Below are 18,215 nucleotides of genomic sequence, written 5' to 3'. Positions count from 1 at the left end.
CGAGACGGCAGGGACCCGCGACCGGGCAGGGAGCAGATGAGCGAAGAAGACGCGCCGATCCGGCCGGCCGGACGCTGGGTGAGCGTCCGCCTGCAGCATCGCCACGTCAGCTTCGACGAGTGCTTCGAAGCGGACGAACCCCTTCCCGACGGCGACTGCGCGGACGAAGAGTCGTTGTCCTACTCGGGAATCGTGATCACGGGCTACGACGAGGGGTCGAAGGTGTCCGAGCGCTGGCTCCCCCTCGGCGTCGACCCGTCCGAAGCGGACGACGAGCGCTTGATCGAGCAGCTGCGCGAAGCCCTTCTCTGGCAAGCGGGGCGTCCGCCCCAGAATGCGGAGGACTGAACCGGTCGTGACTGAGAAACCGGGTCAGAACACTGTTTCTCACTCACGACCCGGTGCGCAGGCCTTCGAACGCCACCTTGCACACGGTGTCCGCCACTTCGGCCGCCGACGAGCCGCGGCGCGGTTTGTACCACTCGATCAGCGAGTTGACCATGCCGAAGATCAGCCGGGCCGTCACCGCCGGGTCGACGTCCGGGCGGATGTCGCCCTCCGCCTCCGCCTGCTTCACCAGGTCCGTCACCAGCAGGTCGAACTCGCGCCGGCGGGTCAGCGCCGCCCGCTCCACCTTCGTGTTGCCGCGCACGCGCAGCAGCAGCGTCACGAACGGCAGCCGGTCGGCGAGCACCAGCACACTGCCGCGCACCAGGTGCTCCAGCCGGTCGATCGCGCGCCCGTCCAGTTCCGTCGTTTCCGCCGCGACCGCGAAGAGCCCGTCCAGTGCCCGGTCCACCGCCAGCCGCAGCAGTTCCTCCTTGCTGGGCACGTGGTGGTAGATCGCCGACTTCGTGATGCCGAGCTTGCGGGAGAGGTCCTCCATGCTCGTGCCGTCGTACCCGCGCTCGTTGAACAGCTTCACCGCCACCTGCAGCAGCGATTCGAGGTCGTAGCCGGGCCGCCCGCGCCGGGGCGTCGTCACGGCTTGTCCCGCCGGTCGATGATCCGCCGCATCTTGCCCATGGACCGCTCCAGGGTGTCCGGGTCGACGACGTCCACCGACACGGTCACGCCGACGCCGTCCTTCACGCCCGCGATCAGCGAGGCGGCGGCCTGCTCCCGCGAAGCGGCCGAAGCGTCGTGGCGCGCCTCGACCAGCACGGTCAAGTGGTCGAGGCGCCCGCGCGTGGACCGGACGAGCTGGAAGTGCGGGCTCAGCCCTTCGGTGCGCAGCACGATCTCCTCGATCTGCGTCGGGAAGACGTTGACCCCGCGCAGGATGATCAGGTCGTCAGTGCGGCCGGTGACCTTGTCCATCCGCCGGAACGCCGGGCGCGCGGTGCCGGGCGACAGTGCCGTGAGGTCGCGGGTGCGGTAGCGGATGATCGGCAGCGCCTGCTTGGTCAGCGACGTGAACACCAGTTCGCCGGTCTCGCCGCCGCCGAGGACGTGCTCGTCGAAGGGGTCGATCACCTCGGGGTAGAAGTGGTCCTCCCAGATGTGCAGGCCGTCCTTCGTCTCGACGCACTCCTGCGCGACGCCCGGTCCCATCACCTCGGACAGCCCGTAGATGTCGACGGCGTCGATCGCGAACCGTTCCTCGATCTCGGCGCGCATCTGCTCGGTCCACGGCTCGGCGCCGAAGATGCCGACCTTCAGGGAACTCGCCCGCGGGTCGACGCCCTGGCGCTCGAACTCGTCGAGCAGCGTCAGCATGTACGACGGCGTCACCATGATGACCTCGGGCCGGAAGTCGGTGATCAGCTGCACCTGGCGCGCCGTCATGCCACCCGACGCCGGGATCACGGTGCAGCCCAGCTTCTCCGCGCCGTAGTGCGCGCCCAGCCCGCCGGTGAACAGGCCGTAGCCGTACGCGACGTGCACCTTGTGCCCGGGGCGGCCGCCGGCGGCGTGGATCGACCGGGCCATCACCGTCGCCCAGGTGTCGATGTCCTGCTCGGTGTACCCGACGACGGTGGCCTTGCCGGTGGTGCCGCTCGAGGCGTGGATGCGCCGCACCTGGTCCTGCGGCACGGCGAACATGCCGAACGGGTAGTTCTCCCGCAGGTCCTGCTTCGTCGTGAAGGGGAACTTCGCCAGGTCGGCGAGCTCCTTGCAGTCGTCCGGGTGGACGCCGGCCTCGTCGAACTTCTTCGTGTACGCGGGCACGTTCGTGTACGCGTGCCTGAGTGTCCACTGCAGACGTTCGAGCTGGAGCGCGGCCAGTTCGTCGGCGGAGATGTTCGCCCCGATCATGCTTCGCCTCGTTTCGCGGAGAGGACGCGGCTGCGGCCGCGGAATTCGGCGACGACCTCGGGTCCGCCGGGGGTCTCCCGGTGCACGGTGACGTCGTAGATGCCGTTGCGGCCGTAGCGGGTGCGCTCGGTGGCCGTGGCGACGAGGTGGTCCCCGAGCCGGCCGGCCGCGACGAAGGAGATCTCGGCGCCCGCGGCGACCGTCACCGGTCCGTGGGTGTTGCAGGCGCAGGCGAAGGCGGTGTCGGCGAGCAGGAAGACGTACCCGCCGTGAGCGATGTCGTGGCCGTTGACCATCGCGCGCGTGATCGTCATGGTCGCCACGGCCCGGCCGTCGCCCGCTTCGACCAGCTCGATGCCCAGCGCGCGCGAAGCCTCGTCGGCGGCGAACATCGTGTGGGCGGCGTTGGTCATGCGCTCGCTCTCCTGACTGACCGAATGGACGGTCACCTGGCGGTGTCGCTCAGTAAAGGCAGTGGTCGGGGCCGTGTCAAGCGCCGAGGTCTTCCGATCTTCGAGTCCGGCGGCTACCATGCGATTAACTGAACGTCCGGTAGGTAATTCGGCGAGAGGGACCTGATGGCACTGCTGCGCAGCTACGTCTCCGGGAGCTGGCACACGGCGGCGGACGAAGGCGTCCCGCTGCACGACGCGGCCACGGGCGAGGAGGTCGCCCGGATCTCCTCGGCGGGCGTCGACTTCGCGGCCGCGCTGGCGTACGGCCGCGCTGTCGGTGGTCCGGCGCTGCGCGAGCTGACGTTCCACCAGCGCGCGGCCCTGCTGAAGGCGCTGGCCTCGCACCTGCGAGAGCACCGCGAGGAGCTGTACGCGCTTTCTGCGCGCACCGGCGCGACGCTGGGTGACTCGAAGTTCGACATCGACGGCGGCATCGGCGTCCTCTTCAGCTACGGCTCGAAGGGCAAGCGCGAGCTGCCGAACGACACCGTCTACGTCGAGGGCGCTGTCGAGCCGCTTTCGCGTGGTGGGACGTTCGTCGCCCAGCACATCGCGACCCCGCTGCGGGGCGTCGCGGTCCAGATCAACGCGTTCAACTTCCCGGTGTGGGGGCCGCTGGAGAAGTTTGCGCCCGCCTTCCTCGCCGGCGTCCCGAGCCTGGTCAAGCCGGCCAGCTCGACGGCGTACCTGACCGCGCGGCTGGTCGAGCTGATCATCGAGTCCGGCATCCTGCCCGAGGGGTCGCTGCAGTTCGTCGCGGGTAGCGTTGGCGACCTGCTCGACCACGTGACCGCGCAGGACCTGGTGTCCTTCACCGGCTCGGCGTCCACCGCCCAGAAGCTGCGCGCGCACCCGGCGATCATCCGCAACGCCGTGCGGTTCAACGCCGAGGCCGACTCGCTGAACTGCTCGATCCTCGGCCCGGACGCGGTGCGCGGGACCACGGAGTTCGACCTGTTCGTCAAGCAGCTGACCTCGGAGATGACGGTCAAGGCGGGCCAGAAGTGCACCGCCATCCGCCGCGCGTTCGTGCCCGCGGAGCTGCTCGACGACGTCGCCTCCGCCGCATCCGAGCGGCTCGCGAAGGTCACGGTCGGCAACCCGACGGCCGAGGGCGTCCGGATGGGTGCGCTGGCCAGCCTGGAGCAGCGCGAAGAGGTCCGGCGGTCGCTCAAGGCACTGCTGGACGCCGGCAGCGTCGTGTTCGGCGACCCCGAAAAGGTCTCGGTGGTCGACGCCGACGCCGAGCGTGGCGCGTTCATCTCGCCGGTGCTGCTCAAGGCGGACCCGGAGCGCTCGGAGCCGCACGAGGTCGAGGCGTTCGGCCCGGTCTCGACGCTCATGCCGTACACGTCCACCGAGCAGGTAATCGACTTCGCCGCGCGCGGCGGCGGCAGCCTGGCGGGGTCGATCGTCAGCGCCGACAAGGAGTTCGTCCGCGAGGTCGTGCTCGGCGCGGCGCCGTTCCACGGCCGGCTGCTGGTCCTGGACGCCGACGACGCCAAGGAGTCGACCGGGCACGGCTCGCCGATGCCGCAGCTGGTCCACGGCGGTCCCGGCCGCGCCGGCGGCGGCGAGGAGATGGGCGGCATCCGCGGCGTCCTGCACCACATGCAGCGCACCGCCGTGCAGGGCTCGCCCGCCGTTCTCAGCGCGGTGACCGGCCGCTGGGTCACCGGCGCGCCGCGCACGGAAGGTGACGTCCACCCGTTCCGGAAGTCCCTGGCGGAGCTGCGCATCGGTGACTCGGTCGTCGCCGGGCCGCGCACGGTCAGCCAGGAGGACGTCGACCACTTCGCCGAGTTCACCGGCGACACGTTCTACGCCCACACCGACCCCGAGGCCGCGGCGGCGAACCCGCTGTTCGGCGGGATCGTCGCGCACGGCTACCTCGTGGTCTCGTTCGCGGCGGGGTTGTTCGTCTCGCCCGAGCCGGGCCCGGTGCTGGCCAACTACGGCCTCGAGAACCTGCGCTTCCTCACCCCGGTCAAGGTTGGCGACTCGCTGACCGTGACGCTCACCGCCAAGCAGATCACCCCGCGGATCGACCAGGAGTACGGCGAGGTCCGCTGGGACGCCGACGTCACCAACGCCGACGGCGAGTCCGTGGCCAAGTACGACGTCCTGACCCTCGTGTCGAAGGAGCAGCCGTGACCGCTGTGGCTTCCCTCGAAGAGCACTTCGAGGCGACTATCGAGCGCGACCAGCGCATCGAACCGCGCGACTGGGTGCCCGAGGGCTACCGCAAGACGATGATCCGGCAGATCGCGCAGCACGCGCATTCGGAGATCATCGGCATGCAGCCGGAGGGCAACTGGATCACGCGGGCGCCGTCGTTGCGGCGCAAGGCGATCCTGCTGGCCAAGGTCCAGGACGAAGCCGGCCACGGCCTCTACCTGTACTCCGCCGCGGCGACGCTGGGCGCGGACCGCGCCGACCTGACCGACAAGCTGATCACCGGCAAGCAGAAGTACTCGTCGATCTTCAACTACCCGACGCTGACCTTCGCCGACGTCGGCGTGATCGGCTGGCTGGTCGACGGCGCGGCGATCTGCAACCAGGTGCCGCTGTGCCGGTCGTCCTACGGGCCGTACGCGCGGGCGATGATCCGCATCTGCAAGGAGGAGTCCTTCCACCAGCGGCAGGGTTACGAGCTGCTGATGACGATGATGCGCGGGACTCAGCAGCAGCGTGAGATGGTCCAAGAGGCCGTGAACCGCTGGTGGTGGCCGTCGCTGATGATGTTCGGGCCGCCGGACGCGGATTCGCCGAACACCGCGCAGTCGATGGCGTGGAAGGTCAAGCGGCACACGAACGACGAGCTGCGGCAGCGCTTCGTCGACATGTCGGTGCCGCAGGCCGCCGCGCTGGGTGTCACGTTCCCGGACCCCGACCTGAAGTGGAACGCCTCGCGGGAACACTACGACTTCGGCCCGGTCGACTGGGACGAGTTCAAGAACGTGTTGAAGGGCAACGGCCCGTGCAACGCTTCGCGGATCGCGCACCGCCGTCGTGCGCACGACGAAGGTGCCTGGGTCCGCGAAGCCGCGGTCGCGCACGCGGCCAAGAACGAGGAGCGCAAGTGACCGACCTGACTGCCGAAGGCGGCCACGGGGCCGTCCCGCTGGAAGGCGTCCCCGCCGCGCCGGGCCCGGTCAAGCACGACTGGCCGCTGTACGAGGTGTTCGTCCGCGGCAAGCGCGGGCTGAACCACGTGCACGTCGGCTCGCTGCACGCGGCCGACGACCGGATGGCGCTGCACCACGCGCGTGACCTCTACACGCGCCGCAACGAAGGCGTGTCGATCTGGGTGGTTCGCGCCTCGGACATCACGGCGTCGTCGCCGGACGAGAAGGACCCGTTCTTCGCGCCGAGCGGCGACAAGGTCTACCGGCACCCGACGTTCTACGACATCCCCGAGGAGGTGCCGCACATATGAGTTTCGACAACGTCTACGAGTCGCTGACCGAGGAGAACGACGCCCGCTGGGCGTTCGGCACCGGCTTCGAGGACCCACTGTCCGGAGTGGACACCTCGGTGCCGTCCGGGGTGGACGGTGCCGCACTGGCCGCCTACTGCCTGATGCTGGGCGACGACGCGCTGATCTTCTCCCACCGGCTGCAGGAGTGGTGCACCAACGCGCCCGAGCTGGAGGACGAGGTCGCCATCGCGAACATCGCGCTCGACCTGCTCGGCCAGGCGCGGTTGCTGCTCGCGCGCGCCGGCAAGGCCGACGGTTCCTCGCGCACGGAGGACTCGTTCGCGTTCTCGCGTGTGGAGAACGAGTTCCGCAACGTCCGGCTCGCGGAGCTGGGCGGCGGGCACTTCGGGCACCTGATCGCGCGGCTGTTCGTGTTTTCGACGTGGCGCCTCGCGCTGCTGCAGCGGCTGGTGACGTCGGTGGACCCGGTGCTGGCGGCCATCGCGGACAAGGGCGTCAAGGAGGTGACCTACCACCGCGACTACGCGGCGCAGTGGCTGGTCCGCCTCGGCGACGGGACGCCGTTGTCGCACGAGTGGATGCAGGAGGGGCTCGACGCGGTCTGGCCGTACGTCGGGGAGCTGTTCCGCACGCACCCGGTCGAGCTGGTGGACGCGGCCACGCTGCGGCCGGAGTTCGATCTCGTCGTGGAGCAGGCGCTTTCCGCGGCGACGCTGGTTTTGCCGGCCGCCGGTGAGCTCGCCGGGGTTTCGGGCCGGACGGGCCGCGACGGCGTCCACACCGAGCAGATGGGGTTCCTGCTGGCGGAGCTGCAGAGCGTCGCCCGGGCGATGCCGGACGCGAAATGGTGACGGCGGAAGCGGTCGCCGCGACGGTCACCGACCCCGAGCTGCCGATGCTGACGCTGGCCGACCTGGGCGTGCTGCGCTCGGTGTCCGAAGTGGACGGCCGCGTGGTCGTCGCGATCACGCCGACGTACACGGGCTGCCCGGCGATGGACACGATGCGCGACGACCTGGAGCACGCGCTGGTCTCGGCGGGCTTCGCGGACGTCGAGATCCGGACGCAGCTGTCGCCGGCGTGGTCGTCGGACTGGATTTCGGCTTCGGGGCGCCGGAAGCTGGCGTCGGCGGGCATCGCCCCGCCGGGCGCGGCGCCGCGGCGGTCGGGGCCGATCCCGCTGACGCTGTCGGCGCCCGTGTCGCGGGTTTCTTGCCCCCATTGCGGGTCCGAGGACACGGAAGAGCAGTCCCGCTTCGGTGCGACGGCGTGCAAGGCGCTGCGGCGCTGCCGTGCGTGTGCCGAGCCGTTCGAGCAGGTCAAGGAGATCTGAGGTGGCGTTTCACCCCCTGAAGGTCGCGGACGTCACGCGGTTGTGCGAGGACGCGGTCGCGGTGACGTTCGACGTGCCCGATTCCTTGGCTGCCGAATTCGCGTTCGAACCGGGTCAGTCGCTGACGCTGCGCCGATCGGTGGAGGGCCGCGACGAACGCCGCTCGTACTCGATTTGCGCGGCGGCGGGCACGGCGCCCCGGGTCGGCGTCCGGCTGGTCCCGGACGGGTTGTTCTCGTCCTGGCTGGTGAACGAGGTCCGCCCAGGCGACACGATCGAGGTGGCCACGCCCACGGGATCGTTCACACCGGACCTGTCCGCCGGCGGCCACCACGTGTTGATCGCGGCGGGTTCGGGCATCACCCCGGTGTTGTCGATCGTGTCGTCGCTGCTGCGCTTTTCGACGGCCACGGTGACGGTGCTGTACGGCAACCGCCGCACGGACACGGTGATGTTCGCGGACGAGCTGGCGGACCTGAAGGACCGGGCGCCCTCGCGGCTGGAGCTGATCCACGTGCTGTCCCGCGAGCCCCGAGAGGCGGAGCTGTTCACAGGGCGCCTGGACGTCCCGAAGCTGCGCTCGTTGTTCTCTTCGTTGATTCCGGTGTCCTCCGTGGACCATTGGTGGCTGTGCGGCCCGTTCGAGATGGTTTCCGGCGCCCGTGAACTTCTGGTTTCGCTCGGCGTTGAGGCTTCCCGGGTGCACCAGGAGCTGTTTTACGTCGACACGCCGCCCACGCCGGTGGAGCACCTCGACCCGACGGTGGCGGGCGAGTCGTCGGAGGTCCGCGTGGTCCTGGACGGCCGCGCGTCGACGATGACGTTGCCGCGGTCGTCCTCGGTACTGGACGGTGCCCAGCGCTTCCGCCCGGACCTGCCGTTCGCGTGCAAGGGCGGGGTGTGCGGCACGTGCCGGGCGCGGGTCACGGAGGGCAAGGTCGATCTGCGGCGGAACTTCGCGTTGGAGGAGGCTGAGGTGGAGGCGGGTTTCGTGCTGACATGCCAGTCTTACCCGGTCTCGGAGACGATCACGGTGGACTTCGACGCTTGATCAGCGGATGCGCCCTCGCCGCCGGCGGCGAGGGCGTGACTCGGTCTCGTCCTCGGCAGTTGGTTGCGCCGCCGGCTCCGTGAGACCCAGCATCTCCGCCGCCAGCTGCTGCGAACTCGCGAACATCCCCGTCGGCGCCTCACTCGCGCGCCGCAGCGCCGCCGGGCGCAGGCGGTTGTAGCCCCGGACCGTCACCGGCCTCCGGGGCCGCAGCTCGTACGCCTTCTCCTCCGAAAGCTCCGAAGCCAGCTCGCGGTCCACCAGGATCGTGCCCGGGCGGGCCACCGAGGTCAGGCGGGCCGCCAGGTTGACCACCGATCCGTACACGTCGCCGAAGCGGGACAGGATCCGGCCCGAAGCCATTCCCGCGCGGACCGCCGGCAGGCTCTCGTCCGCCGATGTGCGCTCCGTCAGCGCCAGGGCGATCTCCGCCGCGTCGACCGCCGCGTCCGCCACGAACAGGACCTCGTCGCCGATCATCTTCACCACGCGGCCGTGGTGCTCGGCGATCGTCTCCGCCGCGAGCAGCTCGAACGCGTCGAGGACCCGGCTCAGCTCCTCTTCGCCGATCTGGCGCGTCAGGCGCGTGTAGCCGACCATGTCGACGAACCCGACCACTTCCGTGCGCGCCTCGACGTTGTCGCCCGCCGCCGCGAACGCTCGCCCCGCGTACGCCGCCAGGTGACGGCGCCAGACGAAGTTCTGCACCCGCTCGAGCTCCGGCAGCAGCCGGTCGACCAGGCGGGCCACCTGGCGCTCGCTGCGACCCAGCTCCGGCTGCTCCTTGACCAGCTCCCAGAGCATGTCGACCTGCCACTCGGCCAGCCGCGACAGGTGCTGGCCGAGGGCGCGCGTCACCGACACCTCGATGCTCGGGTCGATCAGCCCCGACTGGACCAGCTGGTCCGCCGTCCGCATCGCTTCGACGTCCGCGTCCGTGAAGACGACCTCGTCGTCGCGCACCGTCGCGAACCCCAGGGCGCGCCAAAGCCGGCGTGACCGCTCTTCGGGCACGCCGGCCTTCTCGGCCACTTCGAGCCGCGTGTACTTCCGCCTGCCGCCGAGCAGGACGCGTTCGAGCCGCTGCTGGAGCTCTTCGCTCGAATCGGCCACGTGCTCAGGTCGTGTGGACGATCAGCACGTCCACGCCGGACTTGCGCGCCACCTCCGACGGCACCGAGCCCAGGATCCGGCCGGCGATCGTGTTCAGCCCGCGGTTGCCGACCACCAGCAGGTCGGCCTCGCGCTCGTGCACGACCTTGCGCAGCGAGTCGACCGGGTCGCCCTTGACCGCGACCGTGTCGATCTTCTCCGCGCCGGCCCGCACCGCCCGGTCCCGCGCGGACTGCAGGGTGTCCTCGGCCGGGGCCGAGCCGACGACCTGGTACGCCTCGTCCCCGAGGACGTCCTGGGCCTTCTCGACGTCGGTCTTGCTGGCCGGGTAGAACGCACACGCGATGACGAGCGTGGCGCCCGCGTCGCCGGCCACCGCCGCCGCGCGGTCCACCGCCGCGAACGAGGACTCCGAGCCGTCCGTGCCCACCACCACGGTCCGATATGCCGCACCCATGCGCAAAACCTCCAGGTGATCCCGCGTGAGCTGGGACGATGGCCGGTCGGGATCGACCGCGCCGCCTCGTCCGCGCCCGTGTCGGGTGGAAGGTTACTCGCCAGTCGCTTTTCGCGCTCCGCTTGGCCGCGGAGTGGGCTTCGGGGCGGGCTTGGGTGACTGCTTGGGGGCCTGCGGCGGCTTCGGGACGTCCGACGCCTTGATCCGGATCGTCTCCTCGACGTCGCCCACCGGCTTCGTCTTCCCGGTGTCGGCGTCGGCCTTCAGGTCGTCAGCCTTGAGATCGGTCGTGACGTCGGCGGGCACCTTCACCTCGTCGCCGAGGACCGTGTGCGCCTCGGCCAGCACCGCCCGCGCCGCGCGGACCTGCTCGGCCAGCCCGCCGCGCACCTTGCGCAGGGCGTCGACGCGCTCGTTGGCCTGGGTGATCCGCCGGTTCGACTCCTCGGTCGCCGTCGTCACGCGGCGCCGCGCCTCGTCGGCGGCCTCCGCGAGCCGGGCGTTCGCCTCGTTGATCGAGTCCTGACGGCGCTTGTTCGCGTCCGCGACCGACTCCCGCTGCCGGCGGTCGATCTCGGCCCTGGTGGTCTTCTCCTCTTCGAGGATCTTCGCGCGGATGTCGGCGGCGTCCTGCGTCGCTTCCTGGACGCGGCGCGCGGCCTCGGCCTTGCTCGCCGCCTCCTGCTCGGCCAGCACGCGCATCGCCTCGGTGCGGCGCGAGGCCATCGCGATCTCGAAGTCCTCTTCGACCTTGGTGCGGCGGTCCGCCGACTCGGTGTCGAGCCGCGTGCGCTCCGCCTCGGCCTTGTCGGTGATCTCCTTGGCCTGCGCGCGGGCGTCCTCGAGCACCTTGCGGTGCTCCGCCTCCATCTCCTTGCGGCGCAGGTCGAGCTCGGTGAGCAGCTGCTCGTAGCGGGCGCGCATGGCGCTCGCGTCCGTTTCGGCCTTGGCCCGGATGTGCCCGGCCTCGGCCTCGGCGCGGGCGCGCGTGTCGGCGGATTCGTCCTGTGCGAGGCGCAGCATCCGCTGCAGCCGCTCGGACAGGCCTTCGACGCTCGTCGGCGGCTGGGCCAGCCGGTCGACCTGCCCGCGCAGGTCCGCGATCTCGCCGCGCGCGATCTCCAGCTGCCGGGCGAGGTCGCCGGCCTGCGCGATGGCGGCGTCCCGATCCGCGGTGAGCATCTTGAGGTCGGCGTCCAGCCGTTCGAGGTGCTCGTCGACCTGTGCTCGGCTGTACCCGCGCTTCGCCACGTCGAAGCCGGCTCCCAGCGGCACAAGCTCCCGTTCATCGCCAAGGCTCATGCGCCTACCGTAGTCGCAGTCCGGTCACGGACGGGTGAGCACCCGTACCGTGCGCCGAGCGCGCCGTGTGATGCGGCGAAGGGAACTGGCCGGATCCGGTCGTACCGCGGTGGATTCCGACGCCGGGAGCGGAGCCGCCCCCGGCGTCGTCCTGGATCAGGCGCCGCGGAAGGCGTTGATCCCCTCGATGTGCTTCGCGCGCTTCTCCTCGTCGCGGACGCCGAGGCCTTCCTGCGGGGCGAGGGCGAGCACGCCGACCTTGCCCTGGTGGGCGTTGCGGTGCACGTCCAGCGCGGCCTGCCCGGTCTCTTCGAGCGAGTACGTCTTCGACAGCGTCGGGTGGATCAGGCCCTTCGAGATCAGCCGGTTCGCTTCCCAGGACTCGCGGTAGTTCGCGAAGTGGGAGCCGATGATCCGCTTCAGGTTCATCCACAGGTAGCGGTTGTCGTACTGGTGCATGTACCCCGACGTCGACGCGCACGTGACGATCGTGCCGCCCTTGCGCGCGGCGTAGACGGACGCGCCGAACGTCTCCCGGCCCGGGTGCTCGAACACGATGTCCGGGTCGTCACCGCCGGTCAGCTCGCGGATCTTCGCGCCGAAGCGCTGCCACTCCTTCGGGTCCTGCTCGGTGTCGTTCTTCCAGAACTTGTAGTCCTCCGCGCTGCGGTCGATGATCAGCTCGGCGCCGAGCTTGCGGCAGATCGCCGCCTTCTCCGGGCTCGAGACGACGCACACGGGGATCGCGCCGCCGTTCAGCGCGTACTGCGTCGCGTAGGAGCCGAGGCCGCCCGAAGCGCCCCAGATCAGGACGACGTCGCCCTGCTTCATGTCCGCACCGTTGCGCGAGACCAGCTGGCGGTAGGCGGTGGAGTTGACCAGGCCGGGGGAGGCGGCTTCCTCCCAGGTCAGGTGGTCCGGCTTCGGCATCAGCTGGTTGGCTTTGACCAGCGCGATCTCGGCGAGGCCGCCGAAGTTCGTCTCGAAGCCCCAGATCCGCTGCTCGGTGTCGAGCATCGTGTCGTTGTGCCCGTCCGGGCTTTCGAGCTCGACGTTCAGGCAGTGCGCGACGACCTCGTCGCCCGGCTTCCAGTTGTGCACGCCGACGCCGGTGCGCAGCACGACGCCGGCCAGGTCCGACCCCACGACGTGGTACGGCAGGTCGTGCCGCTTGGCCAGCGGCGAGAGCTTCCCGTACTTCTTGAGGAACTTGAATGTGGGGATCGGCTCGAAGATCGACGTCCACACGGTGTTGTAGTTGATCGCGCTCGCCATCACGGCGACCAGCGCCTCGCCCGGCCCCAGCTCGGGGACGGGGACGTCGTCGACGTGCAGCGACTTGCGCGGGTCCTTGTCCCGGCTCTCGAGGCCCTCGAACATGTCGACCTCGTCGGCGCGCACGGTCACCCCGCGGTAGCTCTCGGGCACGGGCAGGGAGCCGACCGCGGCGGACTCGCCGTTCAGGATGGCCTGCTGGATCTCGCCGAGCTGCGTCATCGGTTCCTCCGCGGAGATGGGGGTCAACGGCGTTGGCGGCAGAAATTACTCGCCGGTAACTCGCGCACACAACTGTACGAGACGGACAGCACGATTACACGACGAACTGTGACCGATCAGTCTTGACCGGCTGGCCAGTCAAGCGGATCATCGGCAGTGGGAACACCCACCCGACCAGCAGTTTCACCGACGGAGGTGAGCACGAATGAGTGAAGTCTCTACGCGCGCCTGGGCCCGGCCGCACGATTGGGCCGAGGTCGTCATCGGGGTTGTCGCCGCTCTTTCACCCCTTTGGCTGAGCACGGACTCGACCGCGATGTGGACGATGGTCGTCCTGGGCGCGTTGATCGCACTCGACGGCCTGGTGTCGCTGGCGATGCCGGGCATGGTCTACGGCGAAGGCATCCAGATCGCGCTCGGCGTGCTGTTCTTCATCGCGCCGTGGGTGATGGGATACACGGAGTTCAACGGCGCTTCCTGGACGTCCTGGATCGCCGGGGTGCTGACGATCATCGCCGGCGCGGCAGCCATGCCGGTCGCGAACGCCGCGCACCGCACCGCCGGCCAGCACTGACGGTTTCGACAGCCTTGGAGGCACCGGAATGACCGAGGATTCGGCGAAGGAGCGCATCCTCTGCGCCGCCGAGGCGCTCTTCGCCGAGTCCGGCTTCGACGCCACCCCGACCTCTCGCATCGCCGAGCGGGCCGGGGTGCCGAAGGGGCTGGTGCACTACTACTTCCGGCACAAGGCGGACCTGCTCACGGCGCTAGTCGAGCGGCTGCCCGACGAGCGCATCGAGCCGGCCGTGGTCGTCGTGCCCGGCGACCTCGTGGGCAGCCTGCGGCGGCTCGTCCGCGAACTCGACCACCGCTTCAGCCGATCGCTCGGGCTCTCGCACCTGCTGTGGCGCGAGGCGGACACCCACCACGTCGTCCGCGACGCCCTCCACGAGCGCTTCCAGGTGCTCGTGCGCCAGGTCCACGCGGTGATCCTGGCGGCAACGGGCGGCGGCGTACCCGCGGCCGACGTCGACCGCGCGTCGGGCCTGCTGGCCCGCGCGGTCAGCCACCGGCACGCCACGGCCCGCCATTCCGACGACGACCTGCCCGCCGAGTTCGACGGCGAGCTGACGTTCATCGCCGACGCCCTCGCGTCGAAGACGGCGCCGGCTTAGGCGCTGGGCCGCTGCGGCCCGCCGGTGTAGGGGTCGCCTGGGTCGCGCGCCTTACGCGGCGGGCGGCGGGTGCGCAGCTCCGGCTCGTGGGCCGCGCACCTTGCGCGGCGAGCGCGGGTGCGCAGCTTCGGCTCGTGGGGCGCGGTCCGATGCCGTGCGCGGCGCCGGTGCGCGGCGCGGGGGAGTGCCGTAGTCGGACTGCTGTCCCGGCCCCCGCCCCGCCCCCACCCCCTCCCGCCGCTCCGGCCGCCTGGTTGTCACCGGCGTGCGCCTTGGCCGGGCCGGAGTCGTTACGCCGGAACGGGTTCGCCGTCAGTGCGCGGCGCTGTCCTTAGCCGGCTCGACCAGCTCCACCAGGACGCCGCCCGCGTCCTTCGGGTGGACGAAGTTCACCCGGCTGTTGGACGTTCCGCGCTTCGCCGCCTCGTACAGCAGGCGCAGGCCCTGCTCGCGCAGCGCCGCCGCCGCCGCGTCCACATCGGACACGCGGTACGCCAGCTGCTGCAGCCCCGGGCCGCTCTTGGCCAGGAACTTGCCGATCGCCGAGTCGTCGCGCAGCGGGGCGAGGAGCTGGATCTGCGTCTCCGTGCCCGCCGTGCCGGGCGCGCGCAGCATCGCCTCCCGCACTCCCTGCTCCTCGTTCACCTCATCGTGCGCCACTTCCAGGCCGAAGTGCGCGCGGTGGAACTCGATGGCCGCGTCCAGGTCCGGGACCGCGATGCCGACGTGGTCGATGGCCGTCACGAACGGCCGCAGGGCGTCATTCATGGGGGCAGGATAGGGCGCTCCGGACTGGCGTCGACCCCGAATCGTCGCGTGCCCCGCCTCACACTGGCTCCATCAAGAAGCCCACCCTCCGGGTATGGTCGGAAAAACTGCCCATGCGCCGAAGCTTGGAGGACGCCGTGTCCGGTTCCGTGATCCTGGGTGCCGCCCGTACGCCGATCGGGCGCCTGCTCGGGTCCCTCAAGGACTTCTCGGGGGCGCAGCTGGGCGGGGTCGCGATCAAGGCGGCCCTCGAACGCGCCGGGGTCGCCCCGGACGCGGTGCAGTACACGATCATGGGCCAGGTGCTGACCGCCGGCGCCGGCCAGATCCCGGCCCGTCAGGCCGCGGTCGCCGCGGGCATCCCGATGAGCGTGCCGGCCCTGACGATCAACAAGGTCTGCCTGTCCGGCCTCGACGCGATCGCGCTCGCCGACCAGCTGATCCGGGCCGGCGAGTTCGACATCGTCGTCGCCGGTGGCCAGGAGTCGATGACCCAGGCACCGCACCTGCTGCCGAAGTCCCGCTCCGGCTTCAAGTACGGCGACACGACGCTCGTCGACCACATGGCCTACGACGGGCTCTTCTGCGCCTTCGACCAGGTCGCCATGGGCTCCTCGACGGAGAAGTACAACTCCCGCTACGGCGTCACCCGCGAGCAGCAGGACGCGTTCTCCGCCCGCTCGCACCAGCGTGCGGCCGAGGCGATCAAGAACGGCTACTTCGCCGACGAGATCGCGCCGGTCTCCATCCCGCAGCGCAAGGGCGACCCGGTGGTCTTCGACACCGACGAAGGCGTCCGCGCCGACACCACCGCCGAAGGCCTCGCCAAGCTGCGCCCCGCCTTCGCCTCCGACGGCACCATCACCGCCGGCTCGGCCTCGCAGATCTCCGACGGCGCCGCCGCGGTCGTCGTGGCCAGCAAGGCGAAGGCCGAGGAACTCGGCCTCACGCCGATCGCCGAGATCGGCGCGCACGGCGTCGTCGCCGGACCGGACGCGAGCCTCCACGAGCAGCCGTCGAACGCCATCCTCGCCGCCCTGGCGAAGGCGAACCTCGGCACCGACGCGCTCGACCTCGTCGAGATCAACGAGGCCTTCGCCGCGGTCGGGCTCGTCTCCACCGAGAAGCTCGGCCTCGACCCGGAGAAGGTCAACGTCAACGGCGGCGCCATCGCGCTCGGCCACCCGATCGGCGCTTCCGGGGCCCGGCTCGCCGTGCACCTGATCCACGAGCTGCGCCGCCGCGGTGGCGGGCTCGGCGCGGCCGCGCTGTGCGGTGGCGGCGGTCAGGGCGACGCCCTCCTGCTGCGGGTACCGACCGCGTAAGTGGCCGGAGCACTCGACCTCGACGACCTGGTCGGTCGCGCGCGGGACGGGCAGCCCCGTGCCGTCGCGCGGCTGCTGTCGCTCGTCGAGGACGCCCATCCCCGCGTCGCCGAGATCGCCCGGGCGCTGACCCCGCACACCGGGCGGGCCCGGATCGTCGGGCTCACCGGCCCACCGGGGGTCGGCAAGTCGACTTCGACGTCGGCGCTGCTCACCGCGTTGCGCGCGGAGGGCAAGCGGGTCGGGGTGCTCGCGATCGACCCGTCTTCGCCGTTTTCGGGCGGCGCGCTGCTCGGCGACCGGATCCGGATGACCGAGCACGCCACCGACCCCGGCGTGTTCATCCGCTCGATGGCCACGCGCGGGCACCTCGGCGGGCTGTCGTGGGCGACCCCGCAGGCGGTGCGTGTGCTCGACGCCGCCGGCTTCGACGTGGTGCTGATCGAGACCGTCGGCGTCGGACAGTCCGAAGTGGACGTCGTGAAGCTGGCCGACACCACGGTGGTGCTGCTCGCGCCGGGAATGGGCGACGGCATCCAGGCCGCGAAGGCGGGGGTGCTCGAGATCGCCGACGTCTTCGTCGTGAACAAGGCCGACCGCGAGGGCGCGGACGCGACGGTGCACGACCTCAAGCAGATGATTTCGCTGGCGCGCCGAGAGATCCGGGGCGCGAGCTGGCGCCAGCCGATCGTGCGGACGGTCGCGGCGAAGGGCGAGGGCGTCGACGAGGTCGTGGGGGCGTTGGCCGCCCACCACGACTGGCTGGTGGAGCACGACGAGCTGGCCCGGCGCCGGATCGCGCGGGCGCGCGACGAGGTCGAGGCCATCGCCGTGCGCCGGTTGCGGGCCGAACTGGCCGACCTGCGGGGCGGGGGACGGCTCGCCGGGGTCGCCGAGCGTGTCGTTGCGCGGGAGATCGACCCGTTCGCCGCCGCCGACGAGCTGGTCGCGGACCTGCGGAGCTGAGCTACCGCCGTTGGTGGGCTGGGAACTCGGCCCGCGGTGGGGGATGGGCCGGGAACGGGCCCGGAGAACCAGGCCGCGGCTCGGGATGAGCCGGTCGCGGAGCCCAGAGACGCGGATCCGGCCGGTGGTGGGCCGGTTGTGGGGTGCGGAGATGCCGCCGTTGGCGAGCCAGGCGCGGATCCGGCCGGTGGTGGGCCGGTTGTGGGGTGCCGAGATGTCGCGGTCGGCGGGCCAGGCGCGGATCCGGCTGGTGGTGAGGCGGTTGTGGAGTGCGGAGATGCTGCCGTTGGCGAGCCAGGCGCGGAGCCGGCTGCGGTCGCCGAGTGCGTGCTGGATCCGGGCGAGCGTCGAAGTCACACCGTCCACGGCCACTCCCCGGCGAGGTGCGCGCGCAGCAATGCCGCGTGGGACAACGGCTTCGTCAGGTCCTCGACCTGGCTGTTGGTGGTGTAATCGAGCAGGACGATGTCCCGCTCCGCGCTCGTTTCCCGGAGCTCGGTGACCAGGTCGGCCAACCTGTTTTCCAGCACCCAGCGGTAGGACGGCAGGTAGATCCGTCTTCGAGCCTGCTCGTACGGCAGCAGTTCGGTGCCCGCGACGCCGGTGCGGTGGCCGACCACTTCGCCGTACTTGCGGACCGTGCGCTTCAGGCCCTTCATCGACTTGATCCGGAGCTTGCCCTCGTCGATTCCCGCGCCGCGGAAGACTTTCAGCGCCTGCCAGATCCCCTCGACCGACGCGCTCTCGACCCCCGGGGAGTACGGCACCGGGATGCCGCCGTGCCGGGTAGAACGGGCTGAACCGCACCCACGGCTCCGGCCCGCGCGACGTCACGTCCACGACCACCGCCTCCGGATACCTTGCCCCCACAGCGTTTCTCCTGCGGTTGACCACGTGGACCGTCATGTCTCCCCCTTTGCCGGGCGGCGCTTTGCCGCGTGATGGCCATCGTGCTCCGGGGGTCCGACAATTTCCGGGGTCCGGCCGCCGAGGTTCACCCGACCGGCTGACATGGGCGACTTTCGCCGGTTCTTGTTGTCGGTGCCGCGCCCTAGACTGCGGGGCGCTCCGG

General features: G+C 70.9%; 20 protein-coding genes. 11 read left to right on the top strand and 9 right to left on the bottom strand.

The features are described from left to right. Positions 1 to 36: 36 nt before the first annotated feature. Positions 37 to 348, top strand: a complete 312-nt coding sequence (locus AB0M83_RS06530; RefSeq protein WP_364513358.1) for a hypothetical protein — start codon at positions 37 to 39, stop codon at positions 346 to 348. Between the two features lie 43 nt (positions 349 to 391). Here the strand turns inward: AB0M83_RS06530 and AB0M83_RS06525 are convergent, their stop codons facing one another. Genes AB0M83_RS06525 through paaI form a run of 3 tightly spaced genes read right to left on the bottom strand, consistent with a single transcriptional unit; the run spans position 392 to position 2,672 of the window. Then, positions 392 to 985 carry a TetR/AcrR family transcriptional regulator gene (locus AB0M83_RS06525; RefSeq protein WP_364513355.1) on the bottom strand — a complete coding sequence of 198 codons (594 nt, stop codon included), beginning with the start codon at positions 983 to 985 and terminating at the stop codon, positions 392 to 394. Then, positions 982 to 2,259, bottom strand: coding sequence for a phenylacetate--CoA ligase PaaK (gene paaK, locus AB0M83_RS06520; protein ID WP_364513352.1), 1,278 nt, complete (start codon positions 2,257 to 2,259; stop codon positions 982 to 984). The genes AB0M83_RS06525 and paaK overlap by 4 nt, the downstream gene beginning before the upstream one ends. Beyond that, the gene (gene paaI, locus AB0M83_RS06515; protein ID WP_364513349.1) at positions 2,256 to 2,672 is read right to left on the bottom strand and encodes a hydroxyphenylacetyl-CoA thioesterase PaaI; all 417 of its coding nucleotides are present in this window, start codon (positions 2,670 to 2,672) and stop codon (positions 2,256 to 2,258) included. The genes paaK and paaI overlap by 4 nt, the downstream gene beginning before the upstream one ends. Positions 2,673 to 2,837: 165 nt before the next feature. Here paaI and paaZ point away from each other — a divergent pair, with 165 nt between their 5' ends. Genes paaZ through paaE form a run of 6 tightly spaced genes read left to right on the top strand, consistent with a single transcriptional unit; the run spans position 2,838 to position 8,540 of the window. Then, positions 2,838 to 4,868 carry a phenylacetic acid degradation bifunctional protein PaaZ gene (gene paaZ / locus AB0M83_RS06510; RefSeq protein ID WP_364513346.1) on the top strand — a complete coding sequence of 677 codons (2,031 nt, stop codon included), beginning with the start codon at positions 2,838 to 2,840 and terminating at the stop codon, positions 4,866 to 4,868. Next, a complete protein-coding gene (gene paaA, locus AB0M83_RS06505) occupies positions 4,865 to 5,800 on the top strand; it encodes a 1,2-phenylacetyl-CoA epoxidase subunit PaaA (protein ID WP_364513343.1) in 936 nt (311 codons plus the stop codon). The genes paaZ and paaA overlap by 4 nt, the downstream gene beginning before the upstream one ends. Before the next feature lie 38 nt (positions 5,801 to 5,838). Then, positions 5,839 to 6,153, top strand: coding sequence for a 1,2-phenylacetyl-CoA epoxidase subunit PaaB (gene paaB / locus AB0M83_RS06500; RefSeq protein WP_364513487.1), 315 nt, complete (start codon positions 5,839 to 5,841; stop codon positions 6,151 to 6,153). Beyond that, complete coding sequence (paaC, locus tag AB0M83_RS06495; RefSeq protein WP_364513341.1) at positions 6,150 to 7,007, top strand: 1,2-phenylacetyl-CoA epoxidase subunit PaaC; 858 nt, start codon at positions 6,150 to 6,152, stop codon at positions 7,005 to 7,007. Before paaB ends, paaC begins: the two co-directional genes overlap by 4 nt. Next, positions 7,001 to 7,489, top strand: a complete 489-nt coding sequence (gene paaD, locus AB0M83_RS06490) for a 1,2-phenylacetyl-CoA epoxidase subunit PaaD (RefSeq protein ID WP_364513338.1) — start codon at positions 7,001 to 7,003, stop codon at positions 7,487 to 7,489. The genes paaC and paaD overlap by 7 nt, the downstream gene beginning before the upstream one ends. Position 7,490: 1 nt before the next feature. Then, a complete protein-coding gene (gene paaE, locus AB0M83_RS06485; protein ID WP_364513336.1) occupies positions 7,491 to 8,540 on the top strand; it encodes a 1,2-phenylacetyl-CoA epoxidase subunit PaaE in 1,050 nt (349 codons plus the stop codon). Here paaE and AB0M83_RS06480 read toward each other — a convergent pair whose 3' ends face one another. The 4 genes from AB0M83_RS06480 to ccrA all read right to left on the bottom strand — a co-directional run bounded on the left by AB0M83_RS06480 (position 8,541) and on the right by ccrA (position 12,909). Continuing rightward, positions 8,541 to 9,653, bottom strand: coding sequence for an adenylate/guanylate cyclase domain-containing protein (locus AB0M83_RS06480; RefSeq protein WP_364513333.1), 1,113 nt, complete (start codon positions 9,651 to 9,653; stop codon positions 8,541 to 8,543). 4 nt (positions 9,654 to 9,657) lie between these two features. After that, positions 9,658 to 10,110 (bottom strand): universal stress protein, encoded by a 453-nt coding sequence (locus AB0M83_RS06475; RefSeq protein ID WP_364513330.1) that lies wholly within the window; start codon positions 10,108 to 10,110, stop codon positions 9,658 to 9,660. 93 nt (positions 10,111 to 10,203) lie between these two features. Next, positions 10,204 to 11,412, bottom strand: coding sequence for a chromosome segregation protein (locus tag AB0M83_RS06470; RefSeq protein WP_364513327.1), 1,209 nt, complete (start codon positions 11,410 to 11,412; stop codon positions 10,204 to 10,206). Positions 11,413 to 11,568: 156 nt separating this feature from the next. Next, positions 11,569 to 12,909, bottom strand: a complete 1,341-nt coding sequence (ccrA, locus tag AB0M83_RS06465) for a crotonyl-CoA carboxylase/reductase (protein WP_364513324.1) — start codon at positions 12,907 to 12,909, stop codon at positions 11,569 to 11,571. A gap of 205 nt (positions 12,910 to 13,114) precedes the next feature. Between ccrA and AB0M83_RS06460 the strand changes: the two genes are divergently transcribed. Together AB0M83_RS06460 and AB0M83_RS06455 are read left to right on the top strand one after the other, a co-directional pair. Then, positions 13,115 to 13,483, top strand: coding sequence for an SPW repeat protein (locus tag AB0M83_RS06460; RefSeq protein WP_364513321.1), 369 nt, complete (start codon positions 13,115 to 13,117; stop codon positions 13,481 to 13,483). A gap of 28 nt (positions 13,484 to 13,511) precedes the next feature. Then, on the top strand, positions 13,512 to 14,084 hold the full coding sequence (locus AB0M83_RS06455) for a TetR/AcrR family transcriptional regulator (protein ID WP_364513318.1): 573 nt from the start codon (positions 13,512 to 13,514) through the stop codon (positions 14,082 to 14,084). Positions 14,085 to 14,396: 312 nt separating this feature from the next. On the opposite strand, the gene mce is transcribed toward AB0M83_RS06455, so the two are convergent. Continuing rightward, entirely contained in the window at positions 14,397 to 14,852 is a 456-nt protein-coding gene (gene mce / locus AB0M83_RS06450; protein ID WP_364513315.1) for a methylmalonyl-CoA epimerase, read from the bottom strand. Between the two features lie 137 nt (positions 14,853 to 14,989). Here mce and AB0M83_RS06445 point away from each other — a divergent pair, with 137 nt between their 5' ends. Both AB0M83_RS06445 and meaB read left to right on the top strand, forming a co-directional pair. Further along, positions 14,990 to 16,177 (top strand): acetyl-CoA C-acetyltransferase, encoded by a 1,188-nt coding sequence (locus tag AB0M83_RS06445; RefSeq protein WP_364513312.1) that lies wholly within the window; start codon positions 14,990 to 14,992, stop codon positions 16,175 to 16,177. After that, the gene (gene meaB, locus AB0M83_RS06440; RefSeq protein ID WP_364513310.1) at positions 16,178 to 17,143 is read left to right on the top strand and encodes a methylmalonyl Co-A mutase-associated GTPase MeaB; all 966 of its coding nucleotides are present in this window, start codon (positions 16,178 to 16,180) and stop codon (positions 17,141 to 17,143) included. Between the two features lie 353 nt (positions 17,144 to 17,496). Here the strand turns inward: meaB and AB0M83_RS06435 are convergent, their stop codons facing one another. Next, the gene (locus AB0M83_RS06435; protein ID WP_364513307.1) at positions 17,497 to 17,910 is read right to left on the bottom strand and encodes a hypothetical protein; all 414 of its coding nucleotides are present in this window, start codon (positions 17,908 to 17,910) and stop codon (positions 17,497 to 17,499) included. Positions 17,911 to 18,215: the final 305 nt, after the last annotated feature.

The organism is Amycolatopsis sp. NPDC051106, from assembly GCF_040682775.1.
Classification (GTDB): Bacteria; Actinomycetota; Actinomycetes; order Mycobacteriales; family Pseudonocardiaceae; genus Amycolatopsis.
The sequence above is the reverse complement of the archived record's forward strand: the minus strand, read 5'-3'. Positions and strand labels throughout refer to the sequence as shown.